The 22,700-nt window shown below is 43.5% G+C and carries 25 protein-coding genes; 18 read left to right on the plus strand and 7 right to left on the minus strand.

Annotation, left to right across the window (positions count from 1 at the left end):
- From ACEZ3G_RS09785 to hisIE, 18 genes are all read left to right on the plus strand, one after another.
- On the plus strand, positions 1 to 1,407 hold the full coding sequence (locus tag ACEZ3G_RS09785; RefSeq protein WP_432425305.1) for a bifunctional UDP-3-O-[3-hydroxymyristoyl] N-acetylglucosamine deacetylase/3-hydroxyacyl-ACP dehydratase: 1,407 nt from the start codon (positions 1 to 3) through the stop codon (positions 1,405 to 1,407).
- 1 nt (position 1,408) lies between these two features.
- Positions 1,409 to 2,194 (plus strand): acyl-ACP--UDP-N-acetylglucosamine O-acyltransferase, encoded by a 786-nt coding sequence (lpxA, locus tag ACEZ3G_RS09790; protein ID WP_432425306.1) that lies wholly within the window; start codon positions 1,409 to 1,411, stop codon positions 2,192 to 2,194.
- A 4-nt stretch (positions 2,195 to 2,198) separates the two neighbouring features.
- The gene (efp, locus tag ACEZ3G_RS09795; RefSeq protein ID WP_432425307.1) at positions 2,199 to 2,765 is read left to right on the plus strand and encodes an elongation factor P; all 567 of its coding nucleotides are present in this window, start codon (positions 2,199 to 2,201) and stop codon (positions 2,763 to 2,765) included.
- 18 nt (positions 2,766 to 2,783) lie between these two features.
- Positions 2,784 to 3,719 (plus strand): UDP-3-O-(3-hydroxymyristoyl)glucosamine N-acyltransferase, encoded by a 936-nt coding sequence (locus ACEZ3G_RS09800; protein ID WP_432425308.1) that lies wholly within the window; start codon positions 2,784 to 2,786, stop codon positions 3,717 to 3,719.
- Positions 3,720 to 3,801: 82 nt separating this feature from the next.
- A complete protein-coding gene (gene sucD / locus ACEZ3G_RS09805; RefSeq protein ID WP_432425309.1) occupies positions 3,802 to 4,674 on the plus strand; it encodes a succinate--CoA ligase subunit alpha in 873 nt (290 codons plus the stop codon).
- Between the two features lie 105 nt (positions 4,675 to 4,779).
- Complete coding sequence (gene fabG, locus ACEZ3G_RS09810) at positions 4,780 to 5,526, plus strand: 3-oxoacyl-[acyl-carrier-protein] reductase (protein WP_432425310.1); 747 nt, start codon at positions 4,780 to 4,782, stop codon at positions 5,524 to 5,526.
- Positions 5,527 to 5,601: 75 nt separating this feature from the next.
- Entirely contained in the window at positions 5,602 to 7,629 is a 2,028-nt protein-coding gene (locus tag ACEZ3G_RS09815) for a VWA domain-containing protein (protein ID WP_432425311.1), read from the plus strand.
- 11 nt (positions 7,630 to 7,640) lie between these two features.
- The gene (locus ACEZ3G_RS09820; protein ID WP_432425312.1) at positions 7,641 to 8,456 is read left to right on the plus strand and encodes a prohibitin family protein; all 816 of its coding nucleotides are present in this window, start codon (positions 7,641 to 7,643) and stop codon (positions 8,454 to 8,456) included.
- 248 nt (positions 8,457 to 8,704) lie between these two features.
- Complete coding sequence (gene hisG, locus ACEZ3G_RS09825; protein ID WP_432425313.1) at positions 8,705 to 9,562, plus strand: ATP phosphoribosyltransferase; 858 nt, start codon at positions 8,705 to 8,707, stop codon at positions 9,560 to 9,562.
- Between the two features lie 146 nt (positions 9,563 to 9,708).
- Positions 9,709 to 10,992, plus strand: a complete 1,284-nt coding sequence (gene hisD, locus ACEZ3G_RS09830) for a histidinol dehydrogenase (RefSeq protein ID WP_432425314.1) — start codon at positions 9,709 to 9,711, stop codon at positions 10,990 to 10,992.
- Between the two features lie 84 nt (positions 10,993 to 11,076).
- Positions 11,077 to 12,120: a histidinol-phosphate transaminase gene (hisC, locus tag ACEZ3G_RS09835; protein ID WP_432426058.1), complete on the plus strand. Its 1,044-nt coding sequence runs from the start codon at positions 11,077 to 11,079 to the stop codon at positions 12,118 to 12,120.
- Between the two features lie 4 nt (positions 12,121 to 12,124).
- Positions 12,125 to 13,315, plus strand: coding sequence for a bifunctional histidinol-phosphatase/imidazoleglycerol-phosphate dehydratase HisB (hisB, locus tag ACEZ3G_RS09840; RefSeq protein ID WP_432425315.1), 1,191 nt, complete (start codon positions 12,125 to 12,127; stop codon positions 13,313 to 13,315).
- Between the two features lie 55 nt (positions 13,316 to 13,370).
- Positions 13,371 to 13,994 carry an imidazole glycerol phosphate synthase subunit HisH gene (gene hisH / locus ACEZ3G_RS09845; protein ID WP_432425316.1) on the plus strand — a complete coding sequence of 208 codons (624 nt, stop codon included), beginning with the start codon at positions 13,371 to 13,373 and terminating at the stop codon, positions 13,992 to 13,994.
- A gap of 4 nt (positions 13,995 to 13,998) precedes the next feature.
- Complete coding sequence (locus ACEZ3G_RS09850) at positions 13,999 to 14,415, plus strand: GNAT family N-acetyltransferase (RefSeq protein WP_432425317.1); 417 nt, start codon at positions 13,999 to 14,001, stop codon at positions 14,413 to 14,415.
- Positions 14,415 to 15,182 (plus strand): 1-(5-phosphoribosyl)-5-[(5-phosphoribosylamino)methylideneamino]imidazole-4-carboxamide isomerase, encoded by a 768-nt coding sequence (gene hisA, locus ACEZ3G_RS09855; protein WP_432425318.1) that lies wholly within the window; start codon positions 14,415 to 14,417, stop codon positions 15,180 to 15,182. The genes ACEZ3G_RS09850 and hisA overlap by 1 nt, the downstream gene beginning before the upstream one ends.
- Before the next feature lie 2 nt (positions 15,183 to 15,184).
- Positions 15,185 to 15,721 (plus strand): DinB family protein, encoded by a 537-nt coding sequence (locus ACEZ3G_RS09860; protein WP_432425319.1) that lies wholly within the window; start codon positions 15,185 to 15,187, stop codon positions 15,719 to 15,721.
- 124 nt (positions 15,722 to 15,845) lie between these two features.
- A complete protein-coding gene (hisF, locus tag ACEZ3G_RS09865) occupies positions 15,846 to 16,601 on the plus strand; it encodes an imidazole glycerol phosphate synthase subunit HisF (RefSeq protein ID WP_432425320.1) in 756 nt (251 codons plus the stop codon).
- A 256-nt stretch (positions 16,602 to 16,857) separates the two neighbouring features.
- Entirely contained in the window at positions 16,858 to 17,499 is a 642-nt protein-coding gene (hisIE, locus tag ACEZ3G_RS09870; RefSeq protein ID WP_432426059.1) for a bifunctional phosphoribosyl-AMP cyclohydrolase/phosphoribosyl-ATP diphosphatase HisIE, read from the plus strand.
- Between the two features lie 354 nt (positions 17,500 to 17,853).
- On the opposite strand, the gene ACEZ3G_RS09875 is transcribed toward hisIE, so the two are convergent.
- From ACEZ3G_RS09875 to ACEZ3G_RS09905, 7 genes are all read right to left on the minus strand, one after another.
- Entirely contained in the window at positions 17,854 to 18,576 is a 723-nt protein-coding gene (locus ACEZ3G_RS09875) for a head GIN domain-containing protein (RefSeq protein ID WP_432425321.1), read from the minus strand.
- A gap of 2 nt (positions 18,577 to 18,578) precedes the next feature.
- Positions 18,579 to 18,791 carry a hypothetical protein gene (locus tag ACEZ3G_RS09880; RefSeq protein ID WP_432425322.1) on the minus strand — a complete coding sequence of 71 codons (213 nt, stop codon included), beginning with the start codon at positions 18,789 to 18,791 and terminating at the stop codon, positions 18,579 to 18,581.
- Complete coding sequence (locus ACEZ3G_RS09885; RefSeq protein ID WP_432425323.1) at positions 18,781 to 19,470, minus strand: hypothetical protein; 690 nt, start codon at positions 19,468 to 19,470, stop codon at positions 18,781 to 18,783. Before ACEZ3G_RS09885 ends, ACEZ3G_RS09880 begins: the two co-directional genes overlap by 11 nt.
- A gap of 102 nt (positions 19,471 to 19,572) precedes the next feature.
- Entirely contained in the window at positions 19,573 to 20,661 is a 1,089-nt protein-coding gene (locus ACEZ3G_RS09890; RefSeq protein ID WP_432425324.1) for a hypothetical protein, read from the minus strand.
- A complete protein-coding gene (locus ACEZ3G_RS09895; RefSeq protein ID WP_432425325.1) occupies positions 20,645 to 21,187 on the minus strand; it encodes a hypothetical protein in 543 nt (180 codons plus the stop codon). The genes ACEZ3G_RS09890 and ACEZ3G_RS09895 overlap by 17 nt, the downstream gene beginning before the upstream one ends.
- Positions 21,187 to 21,726: an RNA polymerase sigma factor gene (locus tag ACEZ3G_RS09900; RefSeq protein WP_432425326.1), complete on the minus strand. Its 540-nt coding sequence runs from the start codon at positions 21,724 to 21,726 to the stop codon at positions 21,187 to 21,189. Before ACEZ3G_RS09900 ends, ACEZ3G_RS09895 begins: the two co-directional genes overlap by 1 nt.
- 211 nt (positions 21,727 to 21,937) lie before the next feature.
- A complete protein-coding gene (locus ACEZ3G_RS09905) occupies positions 21,938 to 22,699 on the minus strand; it encodes a S1 family peptidase (protein WP_432425327.1) in 762 nt (253 codons plus the stop codon).
- Position 22,700 lies beyond the last annotated feature (1 nt).

A 22,700-nucleotide genomic window follows, 5' to 3' on the forward strand; every position in this document is an offset into this window, starting at 1 on the left:
GTGAGCACGACAAAAACTAGACAGCGAACAATAGCCACTGAGGCCACCTTAAAAGGTGTAGGCCTGCATACAGGGGAGAACGTGACGTTAAGGTTCGTTCCGGCACCTGAAAATCATGGTTATGCCTTCAAACGCGTCGACCTTGAAGGCGAACCGATTATCGAGGCCGATGCCAACTATGTGGTGAATACGCAACGTGGCACGAACCTTGAAAAAAGAGGGGTCAAAATTATGACATCGGAACACGTGCTTGCCGCTTTGGTCGGTATGGAAATCGATAACGTGCTCATCGAGCTTGATTCCCCAGAACCTCCAATTTTGGACGGATCTTCCAAATTTTTTGTTGAAGCTTTGGAAAAAGCGGGCATAGTCGAGCAAGAAGCGTTGCGTGACGAATACATTGTAAAGGAAGTAATTTCATATAAAGATGAGGCTTCGGGCAGCGAGATAACGGTTATTCCGGCAGATACCTATCAAGTTACGGCCATGGTCGATTTCGGAACCAAAGTACTGGGCACACAGAATGCGACCTTGGAAAAGCTTTCCGATTTCAAAGAAGAAATTGCCGATGCCCGCACTTTTAGTTTTTTACATGAGTTGGAAATGCTTCTTGAGCATGGACTCATAAAAGGTGGTGACCTCAATAATGCCATCGTCTATGTAGACAAGGAGATTTCCGATACGACGATGAAAAAATTGGAAAAAGCCTTCAAAAAAGAAAAGCTTTCGGTAAAACCTAACGGGATATTGGACAATCTTGTATTGCACCAACCGAATGAGGCTGCTAGGCATAAATTACTTGATGTCATTGGTGATCTGGCATTGGCTGGCACGAGAATTCGTGGAAAGGTTATTGCCAACAAGCCCGGTCATTATGTCAATACCCTCTTCGCCAAAAAACTGTCCAAAATTATTAAGACCGAAAAACGCAACAACATTCCCGATATCGACTTGAACAAACCTCCCTTGATGGACGTGACCAAGATTATGGAAATGTTGCCCCATAGATCCCCTTTTCTCTTGGTCGATAAGATATTGGAGTTATCCGATACTCATGTAATAGGGCTTAAGAACGTGACCATGAACGAACCCTTTTTTGTGGGCCACTTTCCTGGGGCTCCTGTCATGCCCGGGGTACTTCAATTAGAGGCAATGGCGCAAACAGGCGGTATTTTGGTACTCACCACGGTGCCAGACCCCGAAAACTATTTGACCTACCTGCTGAAGATCGACAAGGTACGTTACAAACAACAGGTCGTTCCTGGCGATACTTTGATTTTTAAGTTAGACCTGATGCAGCCTATTCGTCGAGGCATATGTCAAATGCATGCAAAAGCCTACGCGAATGGCAAACTTGCCTCCGAGGCAGAAATAATGGCCCAAATAATCAAGGTTAAAGGCGATTAGAATGAACCAACCGTTAGCCTATATACACCCCGGAGCGAAAATCGCCAAGAATGTCGTCGTAGAACCATTTACGACAATACATAATAATGTTACCATAGGAGAGGGTACTTGGATCGGCTCCAACGTGACCATTATGGAAGGTGCGCGTATAGGGAAGAACTGTAATATTTTTCCCGGTGCCGTTATTTCGGCCCCACCTCAGGATCTTAAATACAAAGGAGAAGAAACCACCGTATCGATAGGGAACAACACCACCATTCGTGAATGCGCGACCATTCATAAGGGCACCTCGGATCGAAACCAGACCGTTATTGGAAAGAATTGTTTGATTATGGCGTATTGCCATGTCGCCCACGATTGTGTCGTTGGCGACAATTGTATTTTTTCGAACAACTCTACCTTGGCAGGGCACGTGACGATTGGCGATAACGTCATTCTGGCTGGGTTGGTGGCCGTACATCAGTTTGTTTCGATCGGGCAGCATGCCTTTGTTACCGGAGGTTCTTTGGTGCGTAAAGATGTCCCCCCCTTCGTGAAAGCGGCCAGGGAGCCCTTGTCATATGTCGGTATTAATTCGGTAGGACTAAGAAGACGTGGCATTCCATCAGAGAAAATACGCGAAATACAGAACATCTATAGAATTTTATATCAGAAACATTACAACAATACCCAGGCGGTTCAAATTATCGAAGCGGAAATGGAGGCCACTCCAGAAAGGGACGAAATTCTTCAGTTTATTCGTGATTCCCAGCGTGGGATAATGAAAGGATATTTTAGCACAACATAAATATATGGCATCAACATCAGACATTAGAAAAGGACTTTGTATTCGTTACAATAACGATATATACAAGATCATCGAATTTTTACACGTAAAACCCGGGAAGGGTCCCGCATTTGTTAGAACCAAGCTTAAAAGCGTTTCCAATGGAAAGGTTTTGGACAATACTTTTTCGGCCGGCCATAAAATTGAGGATGTACGTGTTGAGACGCGTTCTTATCAGTATTTGTACGCCGATGGCGAAACCTATCATTTTATGAATACCGACGATTACAATCAGATCACCCTCCAAGAAAGCACGTTGGACGCTCCTGGATTGTTGAAGGAAGGAGAAGTGGTTACGATTCTTTTCAATACCGAAGACAATATGCCGCTTTCGGTCGACATGCCTGCAAGTGTGATTTTAGAAGTTACTTATGCCGAACCCGGGGTCAAGGGCAATACGGCTACCAATGCCACCAAACCGGCAAAAGTGGAAACCGGCGCAGAAGTAAACGTACCTTTGTTCATCAATGAAGGCGATAAGATAAAAGTCGATACCGCATCGGGTTCCTATATGGAAAGGGTCAAAGACTAGGTTCCAAAAAATCATCAATTGAGATTTCACACACCCCATACCCTAAAACAAATCGCAACTATTATAGGTTGCAAGTCGGTGGGGCCTGACGATTTTCCCGTGCTCGGCATGAATGAGATCCATGTTGTAAAAGAGGGTGAGATCGTTTTCGTAGACCATCCAAAGTATTACGATAAGGCGTTAAGATCCAAGGCAACCATCGTCCTTATCAACAAAGAGGTAGAATGTCCAGAAGGCAAGGCCCTGCTTTTATCGGAAGATCCGTTTCGCGACTTCAATGTGTTGACCCAATTTTTCAAGCCTTTTGAAAAAGCGGCAGATTCAATAGCGATTTCCGCCAAAATCGGTAAAAATACCGTAATACAACCTAATACTTTTATCGGAAACAATGTTGTGATCGGAAATGATTGTATCATTCATGCCAATGTTTCGATTTATGACAACTGTGTTATCGGTAACAATGTTATTGTTCATGCCGGGTCTGTTTTGGGGTCAGATGCCTTCTACTACAAAAAACGCCCCAATGGCTTTGACAAGTTGATCTCGGGCGGGCGTGTCGTATTGGAAGATGATGTTGAGATAGGGGCATTGTGCACCATTGACAAAGGGGTTACGGGCGATACTACCGTCAAAAAAGGAACCAAGCTCGACAATCAAGTACATGTTGGCCATGACACCGAAATTGGCGAAAGGTGCTTGATCGCTTCCCAAACCGGCATTGCGGGCTGTGTCGTAATCGAAGATGGGGTTACGCTATGGGGGCAAGTTGGCACGAACAGCGGTATTACCATTGGTAAAAATGCCATAATCATGGGCCAGACAGGAGTCACAAAATCAGTGCCCGGAGACAAGAGCTATTTCGGAACACCCATTCAAGAATCAAGGGAAAAGTTGAAACAACTTGCTTACATTAAAAAGATTCCTGACATTATAAAAAAATTGGAAGAAGAATAATAGATTCGATTTCTTTAGAAATCATTGCCAAACACATACTTTTGCATAATAAGAATTTGAATAACAAGAAACCAGATACCAAATGAGCGTTTTAGTCAACAAAGACTCGAAAATTATTGTACAAGGCTTTACGGGTAGCGAGGGCACCTTTCATGCCGAACAGATGATCGAATACGGAACCAATATCGTTGGAGGTGTGACGCCGGGAAAAGGAGGACAACAGCACTTGGGAAAACCTGTATTCAACACCGTCGAAGAAGCCGTTGAAAAAGTTGGTGCCGACACTACCATAATTTTTGTTCCCCCGGCCTTTGCGGCCGACGCAATAATGGAAGCGGCCGATGCGGGAATCAAGGTTATCATCACCATTACCGAAGGCATAGCCGTGGCCGATATGGTCAAGGCTTTTGACTATATCAAGCATAGGGACTGTCGTCTGGTGGGCCCTAATTGTCCGGGGGTCATAACCCCGGGAGAGGCAAAAGTGGGCATTATGCCCGGCTTTGTGTTCAAAAAAGGAAATGTTGGAATCGTATCTAAGTCCGGAACTCTGACCTATGAAGCTGCCGATCAGGTAGTACGCCAAGGTTTGGGCATTACGACCGCGATAGGTATCGGTGGCGACCCCATTATTGGTACAACCACCAAAGATGCCGTTGAATTGTTGATCAATGACCCTGAAACGGATTGTGTGGTGATGATCGGCGAGATTGGAGGACAATTGGAGGCCGATGCGGCTAAGTGGTATAAAGCAAGCGGCAGCAAAAAACCTATCATAGGGTTTATTGCAGGTGAAACAGCTCCTGCTGGAAGGACCATGGGCCACGCAGGCGCTATCGTAGGTGGAAGTGATGACACCGCCCAGGCTAAGAAAAAGATTATGAGGGAACACGGTATACATGTTGTTGATTCCCCAGCCGAAATCGGAAAAAAAGTAAAGGAAGTAATGGGTTGATTTCTGGTTAAAGCAATTGTAAAATCCCGTAGCCAACGGGATTTTTTTTGGCCATTGAATGAAACAAAACCTATATTTGAGGTAAAACCGACTAAAACTATATCAATGGGACTTCTCGAGAAGAAAAATGTTATCATAACGGGGGCAAGTAGGGGTATTGGCATGGGCATAGCCAAAGTGTTTGCCGAAAATGGGGCAAATGTCGCCTTTACCTATAGTTCAAGTGAAGCTCCGGCTCTGGCGTTGGAAAAGGAACTTTTGGAAAAAGGTGTCAAGGCCAAGGCGTATAAAAGCAATGCCGCAAGTTTTGCCGACTCAGAAAACCTCGTTTCAAAGGTATTGGAAGACTTCGGGGGTATCGATGTACTTGTAAACAATGCGGGGATAACCAAAGACAACCTTTTGATGCGAATGGCGGAAGAAGATTTTGATTCGGTTATCGAAATTAACTTAAAGTCGGTTTTCAATATGACCAAGGCCGTTCAGCGCACCATGCTAAAACAGCGTAAGGGGTCGATAATCAATATGAGCAGTGTAGTTGGGGTAAAGGGCAATGCCGGTCAAACCAACTATGCGGCCTCAAAAGCAGGCATGATAGGCTTCACGAAGTCGGTCGCCCTCGAATTGGGATCAAGGAATATACGCTGCAATGCCATAGCCCCGGGATTTATAGAAACTGAGATGACCGACAAATTAGATGAGAAAACGGTGCAGGGGTGGCGTGACAATATTCCGTTGAAAAGAGGCGGTACCCCTGAAGATATTGCCAACGCATGCCTGTTCTTTGCTTCCGATTTGTCCGCTTACGTTACAGGTCAGGTTCTTAATGTTGACGGGGGAATGTTGACTTGATCGAGATAGCCCGTAGTTAGTCTATGATTCAGAACCTATTGGGGCAATGTCTTGACTTGAATTGAATTTTTTTTAATGGATACAAAGACTGTCCTCCTTATCGTTCTTGCCGGAATTATTGCCTTAGCGGTCGTTGTATTTCAATACTACAAGTATGCCAAGAAAAGAAGGAATTTAGCGGTCATCTTATCCTTTTTGCGTTTTATAGCACTATTGGCAATACTCTTATTGCTGATAAATCCCAAATTTTCAAAGCAGGTCTTGACTTTGCAAAAAACCAATTTGATCGTTCTGGCCGATAATTCTTCCTCGGTCGCATCAGACCGAGAAACCATCGATCAAATCACAGCCTCTATAAAAGGAAGCACCAATATTACAGATCAATTCAATGTTAGCGATTATCGATTTGATACCAATCTTAGCGATTCTGACACTTTGGATTTTCAGGGTAAAAATACGAACATCGCTAAGGCCCTTACTTCAATCGGTGATATTTATGCTAAAACGAACTCGGCAATCGTAATGTTGACCGACGGCAATCAGACTCTTGGAAAAGATTATTCATTTTATAGTACCAATGAAAAGCTGCCCGTTTTTCCGATTGTTGTCGGAGACACTACGAGCTATGAGGATTTAAGGGTCGACCAGGTCAACGTTAATCGTTTTGCCTTCCTAAAGAATAGGTACCCCGTTGAAGTTTACGTATCGTACAATGGTAATCAAAATGTGACTAGGTCGCTTTCTTTACAGGTTGATGGTAAAGTGGTGCATCGCGAGAACCTATCCTTCTCAAACGATGAGAACTCCAAGGTGGTAAGCACTTTGTTGGAGGCGCGTTCAGTGGGTACGAAATCAGTGAAGGTAACGATAGCATCATTGGAAAATGAACGTAATGTAATCAACAATGGCAAAACCGTTGCTGTCGAAGTTATCGATGAAAAAGTGAACGTTGGTATAATTTCGGAAATAAACCATCCGGATATCGGAGCTTTGGTCAAGGCAATTGAAAGTAATGAGCAACGCACCGTTTCAGTAATGAAACCGCCGCTTGCGACAGAAGAACTCGAAGAAATAGACCTTTTTGTACTTTATCAACCGCGTACGACCTTTAAAGCCGTTTTTGAATATATAGAAAGAAGCAAGGCAGCAACGATTATCGTTAATGGAGCGCATACCGATTGGCGTTTTTTCGGTTCTATACAGAAAAATTATGAAGTTAACGACAACGGTATCGTCCAAGAAGTTACACCGGTGCTGAATGCAGCTTTTTCAAAGTACGATATTTCAGAACATTCCTTCGAAGGCTATCCTCCCTTAGAGAGCGGTGCCGAGCTGATCGGGGCATATGGTGCGAACGATGTGCTTTTGAACATGAGTATAAAAGGTATGGCAATGGATAATCCGTTGATGTTCGTAACCGACTTGGGCAACCACAAAAAAGCGTATATCATGGGTGAAAACCTATGGAAATGGCGTATGCACTGTTATAGGGAAAACCAGGACTTCAAAAATTTCGACGATTTTTTTGGAAAACTGATGGTTTATTTATCCGATAATGACTCAAAGGAGCGGTTGCAGGTTGACTACCGTACAGTCTATGAAGGAAGCAATGATGTCAAAATTTCGGCGACGTATTTCGATGAAGCGTTTCTTTTTGATCCCAATGCCAGCATTCAATTGAGCATCAAGGGCAAAGACAATGGTGTTTCGACCGAAATACCGATGTTGCTGAAAGAAAATGTTTATGAAGCAGATCTTTCGAATCTGGGTGAGGGGCAATACGATTTTACGCTTACCGTAAAAGAAGAAAATCGTTCGAAGTCGGGATCCTTCACCATTTTGGATTTCGATGTCGAACAACAATTTCTTTCAAGTGATTATAAAAAATTAGAGCGGCTTGCGAACACTAGTGGCGGTAAGCTTTTTTTTCCTTCCCAGATTGAAGATATGATTGAAAATGTAACAAGCGACCAGCGTTTCAGACCTATTCAGAGTAGCGTTAAAAATGTCGTATCTTTAATCGATTTTCGCGTGCTATTGGGCTTGATCGTCGCTGCTCTTGCGATGGAATGGTTTATTAGAAAGTATAACGGATTAACATAAAAAAGAACAGAATGGAAAGATTGCCAAAAATTGCATTACCAGTCGTATTCGTATTGATCGCATTGGTAATTCTGATTTCAAAATCCGCTGTTACCATAGGTTCAGGTGAAGCGGGAGTACTTTACAAAACTTTCGGTGGCGGGGTCGTCACCGATGAGCCGCCATTGGGAGAGGGTTTTCATATTGTGGCACCATGGAACAAAGTATATGTTTATGAAGTCAGGCAACAAGAGGTATTTGAAAAAATGAAGGTACTCTCTTCAAACGGACTTGATATACAGCTCGATGCCTCGACTTGGTTCCAGCCCAAATATCAAGACTTGGGAAAGCTGCACCAAGAAAAAAGCGAACAATATATAGAGCGTATTTTGCTGCCTGCTATACGTTCGGCGGCTCGTAGCGTTGTAGGCCGATATACGCCCGAGCAACTCTATTCCAGCAAACGCGATGCCATACAGGTCGAAATTTATGAGGAAACCAAGAAAATAGTTGACGACCAATACATTCAATTGAACGAAGTGCTTATTAGGGATGTTACGCTACCCCCAACCATTAAAGAGGCCATTGAAAGGAAGTTAAAACAAGAGCAAGAGTCCTTGGAGTATGAGTTTCGATTGGTCACTGCAGAAAAAGAGGCCGAAAAAGTTCGTATCGAGGCGCAGGGAAAGGCCGATGCCAACAAAATACTCAGTGCCTCGCTTACCGATAAGATCCTTCAGGACAAAGGTATCGACGCTACCTTGAAATTATCGGAATCGCCGAATGCCAAAGTCGTGGTAGTAGGTTCGGGCGATTCGGGATTGCCATTGATCTTGGGCAATAACTAGATTTTGTTTGCTTTATAAGCTTAGAACAATGAATATGTTCAATTTTGAACTTTTCTTTTGAGAATTGAAAATAAGTTTTACATTTACACCATCATGAGGAACAATAATACACATCATCATTTTTACCGTTGCGCTCAAGCGAGGTAAAAATGTATTGTAGTATTACAACATAAATATAACCCGTTTGAGAAATCAAACGGGTTTTGTTTTTAAACCAATTTGGTTCTCTCGAGCACAAAAAAAACAAAATGACCAAAATAAGGATCGCCATACAAAAGTCGGGAAGGCTCAATGAAGACTCACTAAGTATGCTAAAAGATTGTGGAATCTCGATCGATAACGGCAAAGATCAGCTCAAGGCCAATGCCAGAAATTTTCCTTTGGAGGTATTCTATCTGCGCAATGGTGATATTCCGCAATATTTGCGCGATGGCGTAGTCGATATCGCCATTATTGGCGAGAATGTATTGATCGAAAAAGGCGAAGATATCGACGTGGTCGAAAAATTGGGCTTTTCAAAATGTAAGGTTTCGTTGGCTGTCCCAAAGGCGATGAAATACGGTTCAATTAATGATTTTGAAGGAAAACGTATCGCGACGAGCTACCCGAATACCGTCCGTAACTATCTAAACGAAAAAGGGGTAAAGGCCGAATTGCACATTATCAATGGTTCTGTCGAGATTGCCCCGAACATAGGGTTGGCCGATGCCATTTGCGATATCGTTTCCAGCGGAAGTACTTTGTTCAAGAATAATCTGAAAGAAGTCGAAGTCATGCTGAAAAGTGAAGCGGTATTGGCGGTTTCTCCAAAAATATCCGAAGAGCGAAAGAAAATCCTAAAGAAAATCCAATTCAGGATTAAGTCCGTTTTACAGGCACGTCAATCAAAATATGTCTTGATGAACGCTCCGAACGATAAATTGGATGCGGTCTTAAGACTATTGCCCGGTATGCGTAGCCCAACGGTACTGCCGTTGGCCGAAGAGGGATGGAGCTCGGTACATACTGTCATCAATCGGGATACTTTTTGGGAAGTTATCGATGAACTAAAACAGGCGGGCGCCGAAGGTATCTTGGTCTGCCCGATCGAGAAAATGGTGCTCTAGGTTACACCCGATTTCTCTGAATAGGAGAAAAAAAATAAAGGATGATAGATAAAATGAATAGATATAATAATACAAAGCCCTGCCCCTTCGGGGGAGTTAGAGGGGGCTTTCGAATCCTCCTCCTTTGGGGGAGTTAGAGGGGGCTTATGCAAAAAATATATAATCCATTAAGGGAAGATTGGAAAGCCGTTTTAAAACGGCCTACCCAAACTGTTGACGACATCGAAGAAACCGTTGAATCGATTTTTTCCGAAGTACACGAAAATGGGGATGCCGTTCTTAAAAAATATACCGAAAAATTCGATGGGGCTCGTCTGAAGGATTTTTCAGTAGCCCAAAGTGAACTGAAAGAAGCAAAGGCATTGGTTTCTCAAGAATTGCAACATGCAATTCAGCTGGCCAAAAAAAATATCGAGACCTTTCACAAAGCCCAAAGAACAAATAGGGTAGAAGTCGAAACTGTAAACGGAGTACGATGCTGGCAAGAAAAAAGGCCGATACAAAAAGTCGGACTCTATATTCCCGGGGGAACGGCACCTTTGTTTTCAACAATTTTGATGTTAGCGGTTCCGGCGAACATCGCGGGTTGCGAAGAAGTGGTTTTATGTACACCTCCAGGTTCCGATGGTAAGGTCGATCCGGCTATTCTATATGCAGCGGATCTTTGTGGTGTAACGCAGATTTTTAAAGTTGGTGGAATCCAGGCCATTGCGGCGATGACCTTTGGTACTGAAAGCATTCCTCAAGTATACAAAATTTTTGGCCCGGGAAACCAATACGTAACGGTAGCCAAACAGTTGGCCACTAAATATGGGGTGGCCATCGATATGCCTGCGGGGCCGAGCGAACTATTGGTCGTTGCCGATGATTCGGCAGATGCTTCCTTTGTGGCTTCCGATCTGTTGAGCCAGGCCGAGCATGGTGTAGATAGTCAGGTAATCTTAGTATCTACCTCAAAAACGATGTTGGATAAGGTCGAGTGGGAAGTGGAACTTCAGTTGAACGAACTACCGAGAAAGGAAATCGCAGGGAAAGCTATAGCGAACAGTAAATTGATCTTTATGGAAGACGATGCCAATGCATTGGAACTGATCAACGAATATGGCCCGGAACATTTGATTATCTGTACCGAAAATGAAAATTTTTATAGTAATGGAATCAAGAATGCGGGGTCGGTTTTTATAGGCAATTACACCCCCGAAAGTGCAGGTGACTATGCCTCGGGCACCAATCATACCCTGCCAACCAACGGATACGCCAAACAGTATGGTGGTGTAAACCTCGATAGTTTTATGAAGAGTATGACCTTTCAAAAAATAAGTAAGGAGGGCATTCAGAAAATCGGTGGTGCCATTGAATCGATGGCCGAGGCCGAAGGTTTGCAGGCACATAAAAATGCGGTTACACTGCGATTGAAGAGTTTAGAATAGTTGTATGGTTGAACCATCATGTCAATCGGAACCGAACTGTCACATCGAGCGCAGTCGAGATGTAATATCGATAATGAAGAATCAATGAAGTTCAATTTAGAAAATATAATCAGGGAAAATGTCAAAGGCCTAAAACCCTATTCCTCGGCGCGCGATGAGTATGTTTCCGATGGGTCCGAGATGGTTTTCTTGGATGCCAATGAGAATCCGTTCGACAATGGGGTCAATAGGTATCCCGATCCACAACAACGTGGTTTGAAAACGGTCTTGGCCGAACAGAAGAAGCTGGACCAGAGGAACATTCTTTTGGGCAATGGCAGTGACGAAGTATTGGATCTGTTGTTTCGCGCGTTCTGCGAGCCCAAAACCGACAACATCATTACATTGCCGCCGACTTATGGAATGTACAAAGTATTGGCCGGCACCAATGATATCGAAAATCGAGAGGTTCTATTGACCACAGATTTTCAGTTGAATGTCGATTCCATTCTGAAACAAGTTGATTCTTATACCAAACTGATCTTTATCTGCTCACCGAACAATCCCACCGGAAACAGTTTTGATGAAGCTTCTATCTTGAAATTGCTGAAAAGTTTTACGGGATTGGTCATCATCGACGAGGCTTATATCGATTTTTCCGAACAGACGAGTTGGGTCTCGCGCTTGAAAGAATTTCCGAACCTTGTGGTAACCCAGACACTTTCAAAAGCCTACGGCATGGCCGGAATCCGCTTGGGCATTTGTATCGCATCCGAAGCTATTATTTCCGTATTGAACAAAATAAAACCGCCCTATAATGTCAATGAACTGACACAGGCCTATGCACTAAAACGGGTGGCGAATATTTTAAGGATCCAATCCGAAGTGACCGAACTCCTCGAACAAAAAAGATTGTTGCTCCAGGTTTTGCCAAAGGTTTCGTTCGTAAAAAAGGTATATCCCTCCGATGCCAATTTTTTGTTGGTCAAGGTCGATGATGCCGATAAGCGGTATGAACAATTGTTGAAAAAAGGCGTAGTGGTTCGAAATCGCAGTTCACAACCACTATGCGAAAACACCTTGCGTCTTACCATCGGTACTTCCGAAGAGAATATAAAATTGGTTACGGCCTTAAAGAATTTAAGTTAAAAATATGGACAAGAAAGATGTAAACAGACCTAACGCAAAAACTCCTACTTCGGGTGCAGGAGGAACAAAGGTTCTTTTCATAGATCGCGATGGTACGATCATCAAGGAAACGGCCGATGAGCAGATCGATGCATTCGAAAAAATGATATTCTACCCCAAGGCCTTTACTTTTCTGGGCAAGATTGCCAAGGAGTTGGATTACAGACTGGTCATGATCACCAACCAAGATGGATTGGGCACGGACGCTTTTCCCGAAGAAACGTTTTGGCCCGTGCATAATTTTATTTTAAAATCCTTTGAAAATGAAGGAGTTGTATTTGACAAGGTATTTTTAGACCGTACTTTTCCGCACGAAAATGCAGATACCCGAAAACCGGGCACCTGCTTGTTGACCGAATATTTTTCGGAGGATTATGACTTGAAGAATTCGTATGTAATCGGTGATCGTTTGACCGATATGGAGCTTGCCAAAAACCTTGGCGCAAAAGGAATTTTTATCAATGATGAAACGAACTTGGGCACCGGGGAAATTACGGTCAAGCGGGAAGAATTGAACGATTATATCGCATTGGAAAGCAACGATTGGGAGAAAATCTATGAGTTTTTGAAATTGAAGGACCGCGTGGCCCAAATTCATAGAAAAACAAATGAAACGGATATCAAGATCATGCTGAATTTGGACGGCACCGGAAAAAGCGCCATCTCGACCGGACTCGCATTTTTTGATCATATGTTGGATCAACTGGCCCGCCACGGTCAAATGGATCTAGAAATCAAGGTAGATGGCGATCTGGAGGTCGATGAGCACCATACCATAGAAGATACGGGTATCGCCTTGGGCGAAGTTTTCAGTTCGGCCCTTAACAATAAACTGGGTATCGAACGATACGGATTCTGTCTACCGATGGATGATTGTCTGGCCCAAGTAGCCATTGATTTCGGAGGACGTAATTGGTTGGTCTGGGAGGCCGATTTCAAACGCGAAAAGGTAGGTGATATGCCGACCGAAATGTTCCACCATTTTTTCAAATCGTTTACCGACGGCGCAAAGGCCAATTTGAACATAAAGGCCGAAGGAACCAACGAGCACCATAAAATCGAGGCCATTTTCAAGGCGTTTGCAAAGTCCATTAAAATGGCGGTAAAACGCGATGTCGAAAAAATGGTGTTGCCAAGTACAAAAGGAATATTATAGGCCCCACCTGACCTCCCCAAAGGGGAGGAACCAAAACTATGATGAAAATAGTATTATGAATTTAAAGAACAATCAAAAGTCTCCCCCTTCGGGGGCAGGGGGGCTTGTTATCATAAACTACGGTGCCGGAAACATTCAAAGTATCAAATTTGCTTTAAAACGTTTGGGTTATGAAGCCATTCTTAGCAATGATGCCGATGAGATCCGGAAGGCCGATAAGGTGATTTTTCCCGGTGTCGGGGAAGCCAGTTCAGCAATGGAAAAACTTCGCGAAACCGGATTACAAGATGTGATTCCCGAACTAAGACAACCCGTTTTGGGCATTTGTCTCGGTATGCAATTGATGTGTAATGGCTCTGAAGAAGGAGATACCCAAGGTCTCGCGATTTTCGATGTCGATGTAGTCCGCTTTTCCGATGGGGTCAAGGTACCACAAATGGGTTGGAACGTTATTACTGACCTCAAATCACAACTTTTTGAGGGGGTAAATGAAAATGAGCACGTATATATGGTCCATAGTTATTATGCGGGGTTATGTGATGAAACGATAGCCGAGACCGACTATCACGTAAGGTATAGCTCGGCATTGGGGAAGAATAATTTTTTCGGAACCCAATTCCATCCTGAAAAAAGCGGAGCCATAGGCGAACGTATATTGAAGAATTTTCTTGAAATGTGATTATATGGATTTTTACATCTCCAACGACAAAAGCAAATTGAACATCGCCGCCATCCAGCAATATATCGGTCGCGAATCTTATTGGGGCATGGGTAGGACGATGGAAGAGGTGCAGCGAACTATCGATAATTCGCTGTGTTTCGGACTTTATAATACGAGTGGTGGTCAAATGGGTTTTTCGCGTATTGTAACCGATTATGTGGCGTTCGCCTATTTGATGGATGTCATCATATTTCCCGAATATCAGGGTAGAGGGCTGGGCAAAGAACTGGTCAAACATATGATGGACCACGAAGTAATCGAAAAAGTCCAAACGGTTGCTTTAAAAACAAAGGACGCACACGGCCTGTATGAACGTTTTGGATTTAAAAGAGTGGGAGATTCCCCTTATTGGATGTCCATTGATAAAATAAAATTGTAATGCGAATCATTCCCGCAATCGATATCATCGAAGGCAAGTGCGTGCGCCTTTCAAAAGGCGATTACGATACCAAAAAGGTGTATAATGAAAATCCGTTGGAAGTGGCGAAAAAATTCGAGGCCCACGGCATTCAATATTTACATTTGGTGGATTTGGATGGTGCAAAGTCAAAACACATCGTCAATCACAAAGTGTTGGAACAAATAGCCTCGAAGACCGGTTTGAAAATCGATTTTGGAGGCGGATTGAAAACCGATGAAGACCTGCGCATCGCTTTTGAAAGCGGGGCCGGTCAGATTACAGGGGGTAGTATCGCGATAAAAGACCCGGCTACGTTTACCGATTGGATTTCAAAATACGGCCACGAAAGAATCATATTGGGTGCCGATGCAATGCATGAAAAAGTGGCGGTCTCGGGCTGGCAAGAAGAATCTAAAGAAGAGTTGGTACCTTTCATAAAATCGTATCAAGAAAAAGGAATCGAATATGTTATATGCACCGATATCAGCAAGGATGGAATGTTGGAAGGACCTTCGTTTCAACTATATGAAAAAATCCTACGGTCAGTTCGAGCGCAGTCAAGAACTACCGATGAAGGCCCTGCACATAAAAAACCTTTGAAACTGATCGCTTCCGGGGGTATTTCGGCTTTTGACGAACTGCCGAAGTTGGCAGCAATCGGTTGCGAGGGTACGATCATAGGCAAGGCGATCTATGAAAATAGAATTGGGTTGAAAGAACTTGAAAATTATATTTTATCCGCATAGCCATGGAAAAAAGAATTATCGAAGAATTTGTGCAGAACGCTCTTTACCGAATGGATGAGAGCACCCGAATGAACACGATTGCGTTATCGCAGTTGTCAGAAGCCGATATTTGGCAAAAGCCGAACCAAAACCTGAACAGTGTCGGCAACTTGATCTTGCATCTCTGTGGCAATATTACCCAATATGTGATTTCTTCCTTGGGCGAAACGGAGGACATGCGTGAGCGTGATTTGGAGTTTGAAACCACCTCGGGCCCCACTAAGGCTGAACTATTACAAAAATTGACCGAAACCGTTGATACGGCAAAACGGGTCATCAATGATGCCCCGATCGAGCAACTGATACGAAAGCGTGAAGTACAGGGATTCTATTTTTCGGGAATCGGTGTGGTCTTGCACGCCGTTGAGCACTATTCGTACCATACGGGCCAAATCGCTTTTTGGACCAAACAACTGAAAAATAAAGATTTAGGGTTTTATAACGGAAGGGATTTGAATATTAAAAGCCCCCTAACCCCCAAAGGGGGAACAAAAAACTAAACCGCAAAATGTTATTATCAATTTTGTGGTAAAACTTGTTTGATGGAAAACGCAATGCAGGTAAATAAATGGACTTTGCGTCCGAGTAAAAAATCTCCCCATTCGGGGAACTAGAGGGGGCTTTATGTTAAAAAAAAGAATCATACCCTGTTTGGATATCAAAGACGGCCGCACGGTCAAGGGGGTCAATTTTGTAGACCTTCGCGATGCGGGCGACCCTGTTGAACTTGCCGAGATCTATAGCCGGGAAGGAGCCGATGAACTCGTTTTTCTCGATATTTCGGCAACGGAACAAAAAAGAAAAACCCTGGCCGAGCTGGTCTATCATGTTGCGGAAAAGGTAAACATTCCCTTTACCGTGGGTGGAGGAATTTCATCCGTTGAAGATGTTGATATATTATTGAAGAATGGGGCCGATAAGGTTTCGATAAATTCATCGGCGGTAAAAAATCCGCAGTTGATCAACGATTTGGTTGCCAAATTTGGCTCGCAGTGTATCGTGGTGGCCATCGATGCCAAGCAAATAGACGGTAGGTGGATCGTGCATTTGGTAGGGGGCAAGGTTCCGACCGAAATCGAACTTTTTTCATGGGCCAAGGAAGTGGAAGAACGGGGTGCGGGCGAAATACTGTTTACATCGATGGATCATGACGGCACCAAGAACGGATTCGCCAACGACACATTGGCGCGATTGTCATCGGCATTGAACATACCGATTATTGCTTCGGGAGGTGCGGGCAATATGCAACATTTTGAGGATGCTTTCAAAGAAGGAAAAGCAGATGCGGCCCTGGCCGCCAGTGTTTTCCATTTTAAGGAAATCCCGATCAAGGACCTTAAAGAAAAATTACGAGCAAACGGAATTCCCGTAAGATTATAATTAATTATTAGATGTCGGTAGATGGTTGTAGGTAACGCAATCCACCGATAATGGACTAAGGAGAATTGATGTTTTAGAATGGAGAAGTGGGAATGGAGATTGATAATGGAAGTTCTGGAACCAAGAGACAAGATATTAGACGTAGGACAAAAGAGTATGGAGAAGCAAGAAGTTAGAGCTTAGAAGTACGAATTGGATCATGAATTTAATTTCGAATAAAAAATGATCATAACTTGATAACATCAAAAAAACAACCATCAACGAACAACGATACAAAATGAAAATAGACTTTGCCAAAAACCCGGATGGATTAGTTCCCGCGATTGTTCAAGATGCCATGACCAAGAACGTATTGATGCTCGGCTACATGAACGAGGAGGCTCTGAAAAAGACCCAAGAAACCAAAAAGGTCACTTTCTACAGTCGTAGCAAAAAGCGGTTGTGGACAAAAGGGGAGGAGAGCGGTAACTTTCTAAATCTCATTGATGTCAAAGTCGATTGCGACAACGATACCCTATTAGTTTCCGTGAAGCCAGAAGGGCCTACGTGTCATACCGGTAGCGATACCTGTTGGGGCGGGAACAATAGCTCAAACTTCGGATTTTTATCCCAACTGGAGGAAACGATAAGGAACAGAAAAGAAGAGGCTGCCAAAGATTCCTCCTTACGTCGGAATGACAATTCGTACGTGGTTTCCCTATTTGAAAAAGGAATCAACAAGATTGCCCAAAAGGTAGGCGAGGAGGCCGTAGAGACCGTTATCGAGGCCAAGGATGACAATGACGATTTGTTCCTATATGAAAGTGCCGATCTGTTATTTCACTATTTGGTGTTGCTCCAAGCCAAAGGTTTTACCCTAAGTGACATCGAAAACGAGCTTCAAAAAAGACATAGATAAACCACTATGCATTTTAAAGCCATACTTATGAATAAGATTTAAATTCTTTTTTTGAGCACTGTGCCATTCCGACAGAGCGAAGCGACGAGGAACCCCTTGGTTTTTAATTTACAATGGGATTTCTCACTTTGTTCGAAATGACAGGCACGCCGGAAGTCTATAGAAACCAAGGTAATTGCAATAGATCCCCAAAGCTATAGGGAACAGGGTTTTAACCCTTAACCTGGCAATAAAACAATATGGGTTGAAAATAAAGGGCCGGAAAGCAAAGTGACGGAAATGTCGCACTGAGCTTGTCGAAGTGCATTCATAAACACCTCATAGCGCTAAATTTCCAACCCTTACTTTTGACCGTCAATTCCGATTTCTGATTTCAGAGGATCCCGAAAGTTTTTGATTGTTGATCGCGGCATTCCCCTTGTAGTTCAATACGCTGGCACCCGAAGCCCTGATATCGATGGTCTCCTTGACCGAAAGAAAGGCCTCGCTTGCACCCGATAGTTCGATGTTCAGGTTATCGACCGATAGATCATAATTACGAACATTACTGCTTCCGGATAATTTGGCGTTCAGGAAAGTGGTGTTTCCAAAAAGATCCAGATTCGATGCGCCGTTGACATTCAAATACAAACGCTCCGCAGCTATCTCTCCCGTAAAGTCGGACGCGCCGGAAAGATCTACTCTGGCGTCTGATTGAACCCATTCATTTTCCAAGGTAACGCGGGATGCCCCGCCCAAATCAAAGGCAGCGACGTTTTTGGTTGAAATATAGGCATTGAGGGTCGCATTGCCCCTGACCGTTGTAAATCTCTTCAACCGTATTACCAAGGCGTTGCCTTCTCTTTTGACGATTATCTTATTATGAAGGTTCTCATTGGCCTCGATGTTAATGCTTTCCTCGGTATCGGAAAAGGTGACATAGACATTGAATGCATCTGAAACTTTTACTTCTGAATAATCGGGAATGGCGTATTCCAAAGTGGTCACTTCGCCCGAGGCCCTGATACTATCATGGTCGCAAGAGCTCAGTAACACCATGCTTAAGGCAAGCGCGATAAAAAATTTTTGTTTTTTCATTGTTATTGAATATTTGATTGATGTGTTAAACTTTTTTCCAAAATCTTTACCGGAATCCACTGAAAATTGATGGGGTACCAGATTTCTTCTCCAACTTCAATTCCGTCGTATTCTTCCCAATCCCTTTTCATAAAAACCTGTTCGTTTTCGGTAAAGACATGTTTGGTCGTGATGGTTTCATGAAACCGTTTCTGTGCCGTGGTTTTATTCTTCATCGCCGATGTTCTTTTTGTAGCGGTTTCTGCCCATGTTGAACACGCCGACTTTGATTCCGACTCCTGCAGACCATCCATTTAGGTTATTTATTCCATTTGGGCGTAGTGTCACTTTACTGGTGAATCGATACTTCACACCCGCCTCGACTTGCAGGTAGCGCGAAATATTGAACAGGGCGCTGACCCCAGGTTCGGCAAGGAAAAAAGGATCAAAATCATCTTCCGTCAGGTCCTGGTCAATATCGTCGTTCTCGATAATATCGCGGTCAATATAACCGACGCCTCCGCCGCCGATCAATAATGGAAATGACAGATTGACCAGCGATTTACTAAAAAGTATGGGTTCTAGATGCAGGCCGCCATAAGCACCGATCAGGTCTTCGATATCGCCCAGGGCCGTATTGAAATACTCCTGATCCGAGTAAATGAAATTGCCTTCAAAGCCGACCTCGAATTGCTGATTGGCAACGTAGGCCAACTTTAGGCCACCCAAATAAGCATCCTTATCATCGATTTGGCCGTAACGCATATCCAGCCCTAAATAGACGCCGTGTACTACGTTCTTACGGTCATTGAATTCCAGATAGTCATCGGATCGGTCTTGGCCTTCGTTCTGCGCATGACCCGATAAAATAATACCTAAAAAGGTGAAAAAGAATAGCGTTTGTAATTGTTTCATTAGATAATAATTTTGATTGATGTATTTAACTTAATAGACAAAACAAAGAAGTAAAAGTTGCATGTCGCCCGTTTATTTTTTTTTTGAAATTGATACAATGCATCAAAGTTCCTTTAAAAGTACGATGCCTTTTTGGCCCGTAATGGTAATTTTTCCTTGGGGATTGTTTCCATACGATGCTTTTATCTCGCGCAATTTTCTGCCCTTGTCCAACATTTTGGAATCTACGTTATCGAACGATTTCGGAAGGCGTACCAGACCCTCTTCTATGGTAGCCTCAAAACGGTGCTGAAAACCGGTTATGTTGAAACTTATCTCTGAAGATTCTTGTGCGATGGCAATATCGGTTTTCGGATCTAAAATTTTTGTGACCCTGAAGTCGGCGACCCGCATGGTCATATCAACTGAGGTCAACAGGCGATCAAGTTTCAAAGTCGTGAATTTCAGATTACCGTATATCGTACCAACTTCCTTGATGGTCACCTCGTCTTTGTTCGAATCGAATTCAAGCGAAGTAATGGTATTCAATGAGATCTCAGTACCATTACTGTTGATCCGTAAGTTCTTCGAGTTTTCCATATCAAGGTCGCCATTCTTTAGGGTCAGCTTTCCATAGTCGATCGATTTTGCCCTAATTTTTCCATACTTCATATCGATATCCGCCTTGTTCAGATCATCGTTTATCCATAGGTCGCCATGCTCGACCTTTCCCTTCAACGGCCCTTTCCAATCTTCGATAATGACATCTCCGAAAGTATTGGTCAGTTCCAGCTCTGCCTTTACCGGCATGTAGACCGTATAATCGACCTGTATATTGCTACGGTCAAAATCAAAGGGATTCGCTTTCTCAAAAAGGTTCGCAAAAAATCCGCCCTCTTTTTCGGCGATTTCATACGTTATCGACACATAATCATCATTGTCGCGAATAATAGGTTTGATACGCTTCAACAACTCTTCCGCATTTTCTCTTTTTCGATGGTTCACCTCAATGTCGATAACGATGGAGACTTCGTTTTTGTCCCATCCAAAGAGATTGATGTTCCCATATTTGTTTTCTAGATGTAGTTCGCCTGAATCGGTCATGGTGTACGACCGTTCCAACTTTTTAGACACCCGTTCTTGTGCGGTGACCCCATGCCCAAGGGCGACCGCCATCGCAATCCACAATAGTTTTTTACAAAGTGTATCCATAATCTTCATCTTGTATTTTCGAGTCGTTTATCTGACGTAGCAGTTTTTCTATCAATTCAATGCGCTGTTTGTAGTTTGAAACAATGGCCTCCAACACCAATTCATTGTCAAGGTTTTTTTGCATTTCCAACCGTAATTGTTCGTATTCTTCGTCGAGTTCGCCCATAAAAGAGAGAAACTCGGCCTTATCATCTTCCGATAATTTCGGATGGTTCCGTACCAACTGTACCTGATGTGAGACCAGGCCTTTGTAGTGCATATCGATGTCCATGAGTTCTTTGGAAACATAGGTCGTTTCTATGTCGGAACCTTTTCCGATTCCGGAAAGGCCGATGATTGCAGCTACTCCCAAAAGGATGACGACACTTGCCGCCATACGTACCCAAGAAGATTTCCAAAGAGGAACGACCTTGGGTGCCTCGGTTTTAAGTTCAGTGGCGATATTGGCCCACATTTTTGCACTGTCGGCCTTATGTTCGTCGAATTCCGCCACATTTTCCCGGATATGTTTTTCAAAATTGTCCATTACAATTCGCTTATGATTTCCACTAATTTTTTCTTCGCTCGATGGTACTGTGATTTCGAGGTCGAGGTCGAAATACCCAATATTTCACCGATCTCGATGTGATCGTAGCCTTCGATCAGGTAAAGGCTAAGAATCTGTTTATAGCCGATCGGCAACCTTTCGATACCGACCTTTACTTTTTTGATCTCGACTTCCTCCATCTGTTCGGGTGGCTCGTCATGCAGATGAAACTCATGCTCGTCCATCGGTACTACGGGAACCTTTTTGGCCTTCAGATGGTTGATACTTTTGTTGACGACGATCCGTTTGAGCCAGGCCCCAAAAGTGCTTTCGTACTTAAAGCGTGCCAAGTTTTTAAAAGCATCGACGAAACTGTCTTGCACGATATCCTCCGCATCTTCTTTATTGCCCAACATGCGCATACCGATATTGTACATCGCATCGACATAGAGCGAATACAGCTGGTATTGCGAGCTGGCATGGCCGGTCTTGCACTTCTCAACAAGATCACGGTGCGTAAAACGGATGTCGGTTTCCAATTAGGTCAGTATGTTTTTAACCTTCCCATTACGGTCGTTGTTATTGTAAAGACAATACGAATTTAGAATAGTTGCACGAGGGTGGAAAAAATTGTGATGAATGAAATACAAGGTAGAAAACCTGAAGTTAGACCGGTTTACGGATATGAAGAGTTGATACTGCATCCTAGTTACCGGGTAAATCAACGATTGTCGAAAGATGGCATGAAAATCATTTGACGGTCATTTCAATCCATTCTTTATAGGTGCTTACCCGCGCATAGTTTTCCGTAACTCCGTAAACCCCTGAAGCTTTGCCATTATTCATCTGATGTGAACTAACTCCTACAATGTATCGAGCGCCGTTGATATCCAAAAAGGCAGGCCCACCGCTATCCCCGGGGCCACTTACGCCTTCCAGTTCGGTTGTGTTTTCAGATTCAGGGGCATCAAAGTCGAACGAAATCCATTGGTCGCTCACGCCCTCTATTCGGTTCGTGGCCGCTCTTGTGACTTTATCCTTTAGTTTGGGACCGGATAGGCCGTTGCCAAAATCGCCTCTTCCCACAATTGTAATTATTGCTCCTTCCTCATCTTTTTGGGTATAAAGCTTTGCAACGGGAATGGTCTTTACATTTCCCTTGATTTTGATCAAAGCAATGTCATTGGCTATAAATCGCTTACCCAATTCATAATCGGGATGTAAAACTACGCGTATTGCATCAAACTTTTGGTCCCCAATACCGATCTTGGGTACGTTACCTTTTTTCAAATCATTTTGTAAAATAGTGGCTACATGCGCAGCCGTAAGCAACCAATTTTCTTTGATCAATGTGGCCTCGCCATCTGGTAAATGGCAAATTTGAGGGTATTTTTTGGCCAATTCAATATAACGCTGATTCGGCACATCATGCCTAACTACTAGGGCCATTTGCGCAAATGAAACAATTAAGACCGCCAGCAGACCACCGGTTCTTTTCATGCGTTGCTCCATG

It is taken from the genome of Meishania litoralis (genome assembly GCF_042611095.1).
Lineage (GTDB): Bacteria > Bacteroidota > Bacteroidia > Flavobacteriales > Flavobacteriaceae > Meishania > Meishania litoralis.